Annotated in this window: 12 protein-coding genes, 1 tRNA gene and 1 pseudogene; 10 read left to right on the forward strand and 4 right to left on the reverse strand. The window is 41.7% G+C overall.

The window, feature by feature from the left end; translation table 11 throughout:
• Window positions 1-174: 174 nt before the first annotated feature.
• Together ACWGXJ_RS08890 and nspC are read left to right on the forward strand one after the other, a co-directional pair.
• A complete protein-coding gene (locus tag ACWGXJ_RS08890; protein ID WP_013309649.1) occupies window positions 175-1,374 on the forward strand; it encodes a saccharopine dehydrogenase family protein in 1,200 nt (399 codons plus the stop codon).
• 8 nt (window positions 1,375-1,382) lie between these two features.
• Window positions 1,383-2,522 (forward strand): carboxynorspermidine decarboxylase, encoded by a 1,140-nt coding sequence (nspC, locus tag ACWGXJ_RS08895; RefSeq protein WP_023987969.1) that lies wholly within the window; start codon window positions 1,383-1,385, stop codon window positions 2,520-2,522.
• Window positions 2,523-2,665: 143 nt separating this feature from the next.
• Here the strand turns inward: nspC and ACWGXJ_RS08900 are convergent, their stop codons facing one another.
• Window positions 2,666-3,166: a hypothetical protein gene (locus tag ACWGXJ_RS08900; RefSeq protein WP_452566584.1), complete on the reverse strand. Its 501-nt coding sequence runs from the start codon at window positions 3,164-3,166 to the stop codon at window positions 2,666-2,668.
• A 789-nt stretch (window positions 3,167-3,955) separates the two neighbouring features.
• Between ACWGXJ_RS08900 and ACWGXJ_RS08905 the strand changes: the two genes are divergently transcribed.
• On the forward strand, window positions 3,956-4,471 hold the full coding sequence (locus tag ACWGXJ_RS08905) for a hypothetical protein (protein ID WP_254349539.1): 516 nt from the start codon (window positions 3,956-3,958) through the stop codon (window positions 4,469-4,471).
• Window positions 4,472-4,541: 70 nt separating this feature from the next.
• Window positions 4,542-5,060 (forward strand): GNAT family N-acetyltransferase, encoded by a 519-nt coding sequence (locus tag ACWGXJ_RS08910; RefSeq protein ID WP_452566585.1) that lies wholly within the window; start codon window positions 4,542-4,544, stop codon window positions 5,058-5,060.
• An 11-nt stretch (window positions 5,061-5,071) separates the two neighbouring features.
• Here ACWGXJ_RS08910 and ACWGXJ_RS08915 read toward each other — a convergent pair whose 3' ends face one another.
• Window positions 5,072-5,515 carry an N-acetyltransferase gene (locus tag ACWGXJ_RS08915; RefSeq protein ID WP_452566586.1) on the reverse strand — a complete coding sequence of 148 codons (444 nt, stop codon included), beginning with the start codon at window positions 5,513-5,515 and terminating at the stop codon, window positions 5,072-5,074.
• A gap of 377 nt (window positions 5,516-5,892) precedes the next feature.
• Between ACWGXJ_RS08915 and ACWGXJ_RS08920 the strand changes: the two genes are divergently transcribed.
• A tRNA-Leu gene (locus ACWGXJ_RS08920) sits at window positions 5,893-5,977 on the forward strand.
• 93 nt (window positions 5,978-6,070) lie between these two features.
• Here the strand turns inward: ACWGXJ_RS08920 and ACWGXJ_RS08925 are convergent.
• A complete protein-coding gene (locus ACWGXJ_RS08925; RefSeq protein WP_165176719.1) occupies window positions 6,071-6,601 on the reverse strand; it encodes an NAD(P)H-dependent oxidoreductase in 531 nt (176 codons plus the stop codon).
• A gap of 197 nt (window positions 6,602-6,798) precedes the next feature.
• Here ACWGXJ_RS08925 and ACWGXJ_RS08930 point away from each other — a divergent pair, with 197 nt between their 5' ends.
• Window positions 6,799-7,155 carry a winged helix-turn-helix transcriptional regulator gene (locus tag ACWGXJ_RS08930; RefSeq protein ID WP_307349401.1) on the forward strand — a complete coding sequence of 119 codons (357 nt, stop codon included), beginning with the start codon at window positions 6,799-6,801 and terminating at the stop codon, window positions 7,153-7,155.
• Window positions 7,156-7,323: 168 nt separating this feature from the next.
• Window positions 7,324-8,487, forward strand: a complete 1,164-nt coding sequence (fabV, locus tag ACWGXJ_RS08935) for an enoyl-ACP reductase FabV (protein WP_254327818.1) — start codon at window positions 7,324-7,326, stop codon at window positions 8,485-8,487.
• A 131-nt stretch (window positions 8,488-8,618) separates the two neighbouring features.
• Here fabV and ACWGXJ_RS08940 read toward each other — a convergent pair whose 3' ends face one another.
• A complete protein-coding gene (locus tag ACWGXJ_RS08940) occupies window positions 8,619-8,822 on the reverse strand; it encodes a hypothetical protein (protein WP_061828633.1) in 204 nt (67 codons plus the stop codon).
• Window positions 8,823-8,990: 168 nt separating this feature from the next.
• Here ACWGXJ_RS08940 and ACWGXJ_RS08945 point away from each other — a divergent pair, with 168 nt between their 5' ends.
• The 3 genes and pseudogenes from ACWGXJ_RS08945 to ACWGXJ_RS08955 form a co-directional block, all read left to right on the forward strand.
• Window positions 8,991-10,142, forward strand: a complete 1,152-nt coding sequence (locus tag ACWGXJ_RS08945; protein ID WP_452566587.1) for a sn-glycerol-1-phosphate dehydrogenase — start codon at window positions 8,991-8,993, stop codon at window positions 10,140-10,142.
• A 198-nt stretch (window positions 10,143-10,340) separates the two neighbouring features.
• A complete protein-coding gene (locus ACWGXJ_RS08950) occupies window positions 10,341-11,447 on the forward strand; it encodes a substrate-binding domain-containing protein (protein ID WP_452566588.1) in 1,107 nt (368 codons plus the stop codon).
• A 400-nt stretch (window positions 11,448-11,847) separates the two neighbouring features.
• Window positions 11,848-11,976: pseudogene (locus tag ACWGXJ_RS08955) on the forward strand (class II aldolase/adducin family protein); the annotation flags it as partial.
• Window positions 11,977-12,019 lie beyond the last annotated feature (43 nt).

Raw genomic sequence — 12,019 nt, forward strand, 5'->3', positions numbered from 1 at the left:
TTACGGAGTTTTTATGCCTAATTTTGGGATTTGTAAAGTTTTTGTGACATGTTCCTGTGAATTTTGACACAGCAAATTGTCGTTTTTCTTGATTATTTGGTGGGATGTCTTTATAATCATTTTGTTTGCAAGAATGATTAGCGATTAGCGTATGGAATAAGGAGGTTATTTATTTTGGGAAAAGCATTGATTATTGGCGCCGGTGGCGTGGCCAGCGTTGTGGTGCATAAATGTTGCCAAAACCCAGATGTATTTGAAGAAATTTGTATCGCAAGCAGAACTGTTGAGAAATGCGATGCGCTTAAAGAGAAGCTGGGTGGAGGTCGTACGAAGATCCAAACGGCTCAGCTTGATGCTGACAACACCGACATGGTCATTGACTTGATTCGAAGCTTTCAACCGGATGTAGTTATCAATGTGGCTCTCCCTTATCAGGATTTGACGATAATGGATGCTTGCCTTGAGACAGGTGTTCATTACGTTGATACGGCGAACTATGAACCGCCGGATACGCCGAAGTTTGAATACAGCTGGCAATGGGCCTACAAAGAAAGATTCGAAAAAGCAGGAATTACAGCTCTGCTGGGCAGCGGTTTTGATCCAGGCGTAACTGGAGTATTTACGGCTTATGCTCAAAAGCACTACTTTGATGAAATTCATACGATTGATATTGTGGATGCGAATGCAGGGGATCACGGATATCCTTTTGCAACTAATTTTAATCCGGAAATCAATATTCGTGAAATTACGGCGAAAGGCCGTTACTTTGAAAACGGAGAATGGATTGAAACTGAGCCACTTTCTGAGAAAAAGGTATACGACCTTCCTGAAATTGGACCGAAAAATATATATCTTTTGTACCATGAAGAACTGGAATCTCTTGCAGTGAATATTAAAGGCGTGAAAAAAATCCGCTTCTGGATGACGTTCTCGGACAATTATCTGAATCATTTGAATGTACTTCAAAACGTAGGCATGACTTCGATCGAGCCTATTGATTACGAAGGACAACAAATCATTCCACTGCAATTCCTAAAAGCTATTTTGCCAGACCCAGCTTCTCTGGGACCAAGAACAAAAGGCAAAACAAACATTGGTTGCATCATCCAAGGTGTGAAAGATGGAAAACCAAAAACATATTATGTTTACAATGTTTGTGATCATGAGGAATGTTATGCAGAGGTTGGCTCCCAAGCCATTTCTTACACAACTGGTGTTCCTGCCATGATCGGCGCAATGCTTATCATCAAAGGTATCTGGAAAAAACCAGGCGTTTACAACGTTGAGGAATTTGATCCAGATCCATTTATGGAAGCACTAAATAAACACGGATTGCCATGGCAAGAGAACTTTACGCCAACGTTGCTTGATTGAGGTCTGCGATGAATATTGATATTACAGGACTTCCATCACCTTGTTATCTTGTTGACGAAAGACTTCTTGTCAAAAACCTTGAGGTTTTAAATTCCGTTCAAGAGCGGACAGGCTGCAGTATTTTGCTCGCTCTTAAGGGATTTTCGATGTTTTCGACCTTTCCTCTGGTTGGCAAATACTTAAAAGGCGTAACCTCCAGTTCGTTGTTCGAAGCACGACTTGGTCGCGAAAAAATGGACAAAGAGGTTCATGTATACGCACCTGCTTATGTTGACAGTGAATTTGATGAGCTATTGGAGTATGTTGACCATATTGTTTTCAACTCCTTTGATCAACTGAAACGCTACAAAAGCAGAGTGCAAGGCGTAACTTCCAAAAAAATTGACATTGGCATTCGGGTTAATCCGGAATATTCGGAAATCGAAACGCCGCTGTATGATCCTTGCTACAACAACTCCAGAATGGGTGTGACCCTGGCTAACTTTAGACCTGAGGATCTGGATGGCGTGGACGGTATTCATTTTCATACGATGTGTGAACAGAATTCAGATACGCTAGAGCGCACCATTAAAGTCGTGGATGAGAAATTCGGGCCATACATTAAGAACATGAAATGGCTCAATTTCGGCGGCGGTCACCATATTACCAGAGAAGACTATGATCTGGACACGCTGGTACGCTGTATTCAATATTTTCAGGATAAATATGGTGTGCAGGTTTATCTGGAGCCAGGCGAAGCTATTGCTTTGAATACTGGATATCTGGTGGCAACCGTATTGGATACGATGAAAAACGGAATGGATATTGCCATTCTGGATACTTCGGCTGAATGTCATATGCCTGACGTGCTGGCTATGCCATATCGCCCAAATATCATCGATGCAGGCCAGCCTGGCGAGTATGCTTACACCTACAGACTTGGTGGACTTACGTGCTTGGCTGGAGATGTGATTGGAGACTATTCCTTTAAAGAGCCACTGAAGCCGGGAGACAAGCTTGTATTCTGCGACATGGCCCATTACACGATGGTCAAAAACCACATGTTCAACGGAGTCAACCTGCCAGCCATCGCCAGCTACAACGACGAAGAAGGCATCAAGGTAATCCGTCAGTTCTCCTACGAGGACTTTAGCTCACGTTTGTCGTAAGACTTACACAGGGGTAAAAGAACTGGGTGCACCGAATAGAATGACTGAACTACAAAAGCCTCGCCCCTTAAGAAAGGGTCGAGGCTTTTTTGGCGTAGTTATGTTTTATTGATTTTTTAAACTACTAAGTAAGTTACATAATTTTAAATAGCTTCAGAAGAAACTTTATAAAAGAATGTATTTCCTGTGTAAGGTTGAAGTCCTGGCGCATCGACGATTAGGTAGTATTCCTTACCTTTTTCAAGTTCTACATCTAAAAAATAGTTACCGTCTCTTGAACGTTTAATTTTATTACCAGTACTATCGTAAACAGTCATTTCCAACCAGGAATCAGAATATCTGTCTCCCTGAATTGTAAAATGAACTTTTTGAGCTTCAAAAGCCTTAAATTTAAATACGTCAATGGCTTCCCAGACTCCGGGCACCCCCTCTTTACCAAGGGTTCCAATGACAGCATCACCAATAAAATAATAGTTAGCTTGCTCAAACCAATCATTTGGCTCCTGTTCATTATATTCAAGTGCAGAGGCAAGTGTTGATTCCTTTGCTGCGGGTACAGAATTTGCTTCTTCGGCTAAAGCGATACTGGCAGTAGTACTCAGCATAAGTGTAAGACCTAATGAAGCTAACAACGTTTTTTTCATGAATAAGAGTCCTTTCTTTTTTGGGATTTATATTCATTTATATGAATATATTAGTAATTATGTCCGAACTAATTGTATATCATTTACCAGGAAATTGGAATAATAAAAAGGGGTATTTATCAATAAAATGAATATATTAGAACATTTTGTTACAAAGTTTCATTTTTTGTCCTTTCTAAGTAAAGCCTAAGGAGTTTTTTTATGGGTTAGACACATGAAGTAGATATACCTATTTAATTGAGAACTATTAAATATAGACTTGATGAGTGAAATGGAACAAGAGGTAGAAAAGTGGATAAGGCAAGGTGATCCGACAAGTTCTCCTACTCGGGATTTAGCTCGCGTTTATCGTAAAATAGACAGAATTTGATGAACTGAGTGTCACGAATGGATAATGGATAATCTGAACTACAAAAGAGCCGCGCACCTGGAGACAGGGACGTGGCTCTTTATTTGAGATGAGAAGCAACGTATTTTATTGCCCAATTGTAGCAGATCTTTTTTTGATTATATTCATTTATATGAATATATTAGTAAAGTAATATTTTCTGAACTATTGTATATTATTTGCCAGATAAATGGAATATAAAAAAGGAATATTTATCAAAAAATAAATGTAATAGAACATTTTGTAGCCAGAGCATATTTTTCAATGCATCAGAAGTAGAAACTAGAGGTTCCTTTTTATACGTTGAATTCTTAGAGCGAGACACGTATGATATAATGAATAAATTGGTAATATATTTAAATGTGGACTTAATGAATGGATGATAAGTAGAGGTGAAAAAAATGTTCGATCCGACGGTTTTTGATAATTTAAAAGTGGCCATGGAAAATACAGTATACGATCTGGATAATCTAGATTCACGTATTGACATTACGCAGCGAATCGACAGATTGGAAATGTCTGTGATGTCACGTGAATTTGCTGTCCAATTCAGACTGAGAGAACACCCGAGTGTGACAGCAGAGATTCAACTGAAGGCAGATTTAAACAACTTGGCTGCGGAAATTTTGGAAATCAAAGATCAAATTCCGGGATGTGTCTTGTTGCTGAGTTTTTACATGGAAATTCGTGAAATTGAGTCACAATGCAGCCGGATTGAAAATATACTGACCGAAATTTGGAAGCCCGATCTTCGACCGGTACAAACGCTTAGTCAGATTTACGGAGAGAAGACATCTACATACCAAAACAGGATTGAACTCCGATTTTCCAGACAAATTAACGAAGATCAGATGGAAGACATTCCAGAGCTGTTGGAACACATATTGCTGACGCTTATGGAATTAAACAAGGTCTAAAGGGTTAGAGCCCTAATGTAAATGACATTAGTAGACCAACAAGTTAACGTTAGAGGAGTTGAAAGTATAAATGAATGAACTTGAATTCTCTCAAGTATATGCGATTATGGAGGCTTCTTTTCCTGAAACGGAATGCAGGACATTTGAGTCACAGAGGGCTCTGCTTCATCATCCATGTTATCGTTTACTTACCCAAAAGGACGAACAAGGGCAAACAATTGCTTTTTTGGCGGGATGGGAGTTTACAGATTTTCGGTTTGTAGAGCATATTGCCGTAGATTCGGCTATACGAGGTGGCGGGTTAGGTAAAGAGCTTATGAGCAAGTTTATTTCACAGTCCGGTAAACCGGTAGTACTGGAGGTTGAGCCACCAGTGGATGAGTGGACTCGGAGAAGAATTGGTTTTTATGAACGTTTGGGATTTCATCTGAACCATTTTGACTATGTACAGCCTCCTTTAAGAGAAGGACAGGCTGATCTGCGGCTTCAAATAATGAGCTATCCAGGTACGCTGGCTGAACAGGATTTTGCTCCGTTTAAAGAGATTTTATATACCGAGGTCTATGGGTTAAATAAGAAGATTGTATAGCTAATGGTGCTTCAATATCGTTCATGTTTTGTCCATACCATTACAAATTCTTTCTCGTCAGTTTCGGTATCAACAGATTCCGCTTGAATGGTAAATCCATTTTTAGTATAGAAGTTAAATGCTTTCGTGTTCGACTGGTATACCTTTAATTGAATCTCATTATGTTGCTTCTTCACCCAATCTAGTAGTAACTTGCCATAGCCTTTTCTTTGAGAATCAACACGAATAAACAGAGCTGCTAAGTATCCATCCAACATGGAAACGAAGCCGCCAATGCTGTGATCATCTTGTATGATAACGTAGTTTTGAGCGAGAGGAAGGTACCTGTTTTCCATCTCGGTAACTTGTGATGACCAATACTGCGGAGCAATAAAATGATGGGCTTCTATGGAAGCATCTAGCCAGATGGCTGCCAACTCGTTGAGCTCTTCCACACTTGCGGGTCTAATCGACATTGTATCTCCTCTTTCACAGTGCAGTATGTAATCTTATAGATGATGCTGAAATAAAAAAGACCGTCCGAGGACGGTCTTTCTACCCGTGGCGCTTATTTAAAGCTTTGATCCGTATCCCGCGCCTCCGTCAACTCTGTAAATTAGAGAATAACGGACCGGGTAAGGGATACGCTCAACATATGATTATTGATGTTGACGCACCTCCTTTCCTGATGGACCCATTTTACCATATCTGGTTTGTGATATCCAGTGATTTTCTTATATTTACGGAAATGATTCATAGAAAATATAATATAAAAATAGCTTGATTTTATGTTCTATGGAAGATATAATCTAAATTACCGTGATTGAAAAACATCGGTGTGAATACATAATATGCGGTCGTGGCGGAATTGGCAGACGCGCACGGTTCAGGTCCGTGTGGGCTAACCCCCCGTGGAGGTTCGAGTCCTCTCGACCGCATCATAGCCTAACATTTACAGGTTCTTGGATTGGCTGAATGCCACCAAGAGCCTGTTTTTATATGGTTAAAATGCGCGTACCATTATAACTATTTTATTTATACTGAAATATATATTTAATATAGTCTTTTGCACTCTGATCAATGTCTTCGTCGCTTGCTTGAAACGAGGCTCCGAAGACAGCGAAATAGGGTAATGTTATGGCGCCAACATGCACTGCGCTTGCCTTAAAAGGTGCTATAACTTCATCTACCGTAAAAGAAACGGAACCAGTAGGTAAGTAATTTTCTTTTTTATCGCCAATCGACATGGCTATCCCTAGCTTCTTTCCTTTTAACTTATCACCCTTTGAACCATAAGCCCATCCATGGGTAAATACATCATCGAACCACTTTTTTAATAAAGGAGGGTAACTATACCAATACAAAGGGAATTGAAATATGACATTATCGTATGCTTCAAGTAGCTGTTGTTCTTTCAAAACATCAATGCTCCAGTTTGGATACTCTTTATAGATCTCATGAATTGTAATTTCATTGGTATATTGAAGTAATTCTCGTTTCCATCTGTTATTTACTCTAGAATCTTCGATATTGGGATGAGCTAAAATCACAAGAGTTTTCATCATAAATCACCTTTCTTACGTAACATATTTGCCTTTGTAGATGCTCTATTATTATTCTGTATGCTTCAAAAAAAGTAAATACACACAATAAAGTAAGATAGTTACTTGAAAGTATGCATTGGACTTAAAGTGAAGATATGCGATTATAGAATTAATTAGATAAACGTTGTTATTTTTAGCGTTGAAGAGGTGGTACTATGAAACAATATAATTTAGGCATAGAAGCAACACTTGAGATCATCGGGGGTAAATGGAAATCATTAATCATATGTTTATTAATGTCTGGTAGAAAAAGGACAAGTGAATTACAGCGTAGTATTTCAGGCATTTCTCAAAAGGTTCTTATACAGCAACTTCGCGAACTTGAAAAGGATGGTATCATAGGTAGACATGTGTATAATCAAATGCCTCCAAAAGTGGAGTATTATATAACGGAATATGGAATTACAGCAAATGAAATTATTGACTTAATGTGTTCTTGGGGGAGAGCTAATATCAAAATAAGACAACAGCAGGGTGAAGATGTGATGTTGTTAGAAAATGATTCAAAATGAATAGTGGAGTAAGAAAGCGTTGTAGACTATGATGTTTACGGTAGTTTTCTTCGGTTGCCTTCAAGTGCTAGGTTATATGTTGAGCCGCAAGCTGATTTGCTATATAGTTATGACTGGACAACCATTCCATCCATATTAAATGAATGCTAAAGTAGGGGGACCCTTGCAATGATTATTAAACCGAAAATCCGTGGTTTCATATGTACGACTGCACATCCTGCAGGATGCGCGGCTCATGTTAACCGTCAGATCAACTACATCAAAGACAGCACATCAATACAAGGAGCTAAAAAGGTGCTTGTGATCGGAGCATCTACTGGATACGGGCTGGCTTCTCGTATTGCTGCGAGCTTCGGTCTGGGAGCGGACACCATAGGGGTATCCTATGAACGTCCCGCATCAGAGGGGCGCACGGCTTCAGCAGGCTGGTATAATACGGTAGCCTTTGAAAGAGCGGCCAGAGCAGCTGGCTACATAGCAGAAAGCATTAATGGAGATGCTTTTTCTCATGAAATTAAGCAGGAGACGTTGAAGCTGGTAAAGGAAAAGCTGGGCAAGGTAGACCTGATTGTATATAGTGTCGCTTCACCGCGACGGACACATCCCGATACAGGTGAGACCTTTAATTCCGTTCTCAAGCCTATCGGACAGTCTTTTTCTAATAAAACAGTGAATACGAATACAGGTGTCGTATCAGAAATTACGCTAGAACCGGCTACGCAGGAGGAAATTGAGAACACCATCACGGTAATGGGTGGCGAAGATTGGTCCTTGTGGCTAAAAGCGTTGGAAGAAGCTGATCTGCTGGCTGAAGGGGTAACCACACTGGCTTACTCGTATATTGGTCCCGAAATTACGGAGGCTATCTATCGTAAAGGAACCATTGGCCAAGCTAAAAATGATTTGGAAGCTACAGCACATACTTTAACAAAGCAACTGGAGCGTCATCATGGAAAAGCTTACGTTTCTGTGAATAAAGCTTTGGTTACACAATCCAGTTCGGCTATTCCAGTCGTACCTTTGTATATTTCTTTGCTGTTTAAGGTCATGAAGGAAAAGGGACTGCACGAGGGATGTATTGAGCAGGCGCAACGTCTGTTCGAAACGCTATACAGTGGGTCCACTGTGGAAACGGATGAAGAAGGACGCATTCGGCTGGATAACTGGGAAATGAGAGACGATGTGCAGCAGGCTGTCAAAGCAGCTTGGTCCGAAATCACTACAGAAAACGTATCTGAATTGGGTGATCTCGAACAATACCGTCTGGATTTCCTCCAATTATTTGGATTCGGGTTTGATGAAATTGATTATGAATTAGACGTTAATCCATAGGTTGATACACTTTCATAAGTGATATTTGTAAAACAAAAACGGGTACTCTCAAGCGATGCAATTGCTTAAGAGTGCCCGTTTTTTATGTATATTGGCAAAAAAACAAGTTGCACTCGTTTCACTAACGGGATTTATCGAGAATTAGATGTGGAAAGTGACTTACGGTGCAGCAAGCGAAAAACGGCAATGGTAATGACAATTCCCACAACGCCAAAGACTGCAACAGAAGTCAGGGCCCGATAAGCTTGCCAGCCGAACAAAAAAGCAATACCACTGCCAAACGTTGTACCTGCCAATAACCCAAGTGCGCAGGCAATATCCGTTCCAAATTTCATAAACATGTTCCTTTCGAATGTGTAAATTAAAAAGCAACTTGTACTTTTTCGCTGGACTTGGACACATACTTGTGCGTACAATTAAATAGTAATCGTTTTCAAACGGAATCTATTAATCATTATGGAGCATTCTTGTGCAAATTATTCCTTTTTCAGGAGGCTGATGAAATGAATATGAATGAACAGATCAAGCTGTGGAACGAAGAGGCGCAGGCTAGTAACGCTGATCATCCTCACCGAAAGGTTGAATTGTTTATTGAGGTACGGGATGGAGCACTGGACTCTGTTGCCCCTTATCTGAACCAACAGGATTATCGTCATGTAACTCTGGTAGAAGATGAGCATACTTCGGTGGCGGCAGGAACAAAAGTGGCTGAGCTGATCCGTGAGGCAGGTTTGACAGTTGATGTAGTCCGCTTACCTCCGAATGCTGTAGGGGATGTGATTGCTGATGAAGCCTACATTATGAAGGTGCTGCTGGGTGTGGCGGATAAGAGTCAGGCTGTACTTGCTGTAGGCTCCGGCACGATTCATGATCTGGTTCGCTTCGTATGTTATAAAATGAATCGTCCGTTCTTGTCAGTACCGACGGCTGCTTCGGTGGATGGTTTTACCTCCGCAGGCGCACCACTAATTGTGGACGGCAGCAAGCAGACATTCCAAGCAGTTCCGCCAGAGGCGATCTTTGCTGATTTGTCCGTGCTGGCAAACGCGCCACAGACGATGACTGCGGCCGGTTTTGGCGATATGCTCGGTAAGTTCACCTCACTAGCGGACTGGCATGTTTCCAGAGATTTGGGAAACGAGCCGTATTCACCTGTGGCTAATTGCATCACCGAGGAGGCTCTGTGTGACTGTGTAGAGCATGTCGATGAGATTGCGGCAGGCAGCAAGGCTGGGGTTGAGGTATTGATGAATGCGCTGATTGCATCCGGTATTTCGATGCTGATGATAGATCATTCTCGTCCAGCGTCAGGGGGAGAGCACCATATTTCCCACCGAATTGAAATGGATTTTATTGCAGAGGGACGCAAGCAAGTTTTGCATGGTGCCAAAGTAGGCGTAGCATCCGCATTGCTGTCTGACCTGTACAGGGATTTAGCAGCCAGTCAGGATGTAGAGGCATTTAAGGTGTATCGGGAATTGCCTACGTCGGAGCAGATGCGTGCATGGCTGGCTCAGGTCGGAGGCCCATCTACCATTGCCGAGCTCGGGGTTACGGAGGAACAGCTCGCTCGTGCATTGCGCACGGCTCATACCTTGCGTGATCGCTATACTGGACTTAAGTATATGAATGAACATCAATTGCTTCGTTCGTAATGTGCAACCTCTACATAAATTCTCCTTTAGATATTCAGCCACTCATGTGTGGCAAGGAAGGGATAAGCGAATGGGTTTACACCTCCGGCAGCAATACGACGATATCCTGTTCCTGTAACATTTGTATGTACAAATGAACGGTATGCTATAATCGTGGAATATGAACAGGTACACGATATTGCAAGTACGGAGGAAATTATGGCGCCCAAATATATACAAGTTAAACAGGAAATTTTGTCCTGGATTCATTCATCTAAACTGGAACCACAAAGCCAGCTTCCATCTGAGCATGAAATGTCTGAACAATTTGCCGTTAGTCGGCAAACGGTGCGTCAGGCGCTGGGTGAGCTGGTGCAGGAAGGCTGGCTGTTTCGGATGCAGGGCAAGGGAACTTTTGTCGCTACACGGGACAGCAAGCAGCCCGAAGATCCAAAGACGATTGGAGTCATTACAACCTATATATCGGATTATATTTTCCCATCCATTGTACAGGGAATCGAATCCAAATTGAGTCGTCAGGGCTATAAAATGCTGCTGTCAAGCACAGGTAATGACCCTGAGCAAGAAAGTCAGTGCCTGGAAATGCTGTTGAGTCAACCGCTGAGCGGAATTATTATCGAACCGACCAAAAGTGGAGAGCGTAATCCCAATCTGAACTATTATTTAACCGTGGAAAATCGCCAAATCCCTTATTTGATGATCAATGCGCGTTATGAGGAAATGGATGCGCCATGTCTGCGAGTAGATGATGAAAAGGGTGGTTTTTTGGCGGCAGAGCATCTGATTAAGCTGGGGCACCGACGTTTGGCCGGATTTTTCAAAACCGATGATATGCAAGGGATTCTTCGTATGAAGGGATTTGTGGCCGCTCACCGCAAATATGGTGTGACACTACACCCGAACGCAGTAACGACTTACCGGACAGAAGAAAAAAATGAGATTCCGCTACAACGTGCGTCGAGGCTATTGGCGATGGAGGCGGGAGAGCGTCCTACTGGATGGGTGACCTACAATGATGAGCTGGCTGTTCGACTCCTGGATATTGTACGTTCGGTGGGCCTGAAGATTCCCAATGATCTATCGTTGGTTGGGTTTGATGATTCATTTTTGGCGACAGCAACGGAAATCAAGCTAACGACAATTCGGCATCCAAAGGAAGAATTGGGATTACGTGCTGCCGATACCATGCTGTCGATGATTGAAGAGAAGGGGTACCATGAAGAAGATCGTCAGTTAATTCTACCGCCTGAGCTCATCGTTCGTGAATCTACGGGGCCTGTTCAGGTCATGCCTGGGGAACACTAGGCTGGAAGATCAGTCGGTTTTATTTCTTAACATGTAAGGACAAGTTAATAAGTATATAGCTTTAACGCTTAATATTTGATGGCATGTTTCTCGTCGTACCGAACAGTCTGTTTTCTGGATTGCAGAAATAGGCTGTTTTTGTTATATTTTTCTGAAAATGAGTACATAAATCTATCGAGAAAATACATAAAAAAAGACTGGCTAAGTTGTACGTACAATCATATAATGAAAGCGGAACCAAGGATAAAGGGTCGTTAAGACCTTCCTGTAATTTTCCATTTGAAGTTAGTTTCAGTCACCTCCTCCATTGCAGATTTCAGAAATGATAGTAAAAGGTGTGTCTTATACATATTAGAACAATTGAAAAAGGAAGTATGGGAGGCCAATTTGGCTCTTCCAAGGCGTGGCCTATGAAGAACTGAAAGCGGAGCAACTGGTTGTACTGATTCTACAAGGCGATATTGTCGAGGTTGACCTTCGGCCTTCGTCAGATACGCCTACACATCATCTGGCATTGTACCGTTCTTTCGTTCGGAATCCAGAATTCACCTTAGTGGATCTGGTGCTGCTGG

The organism is Paenibacillus sp. S33 (genome assembly GCF_053615415.1).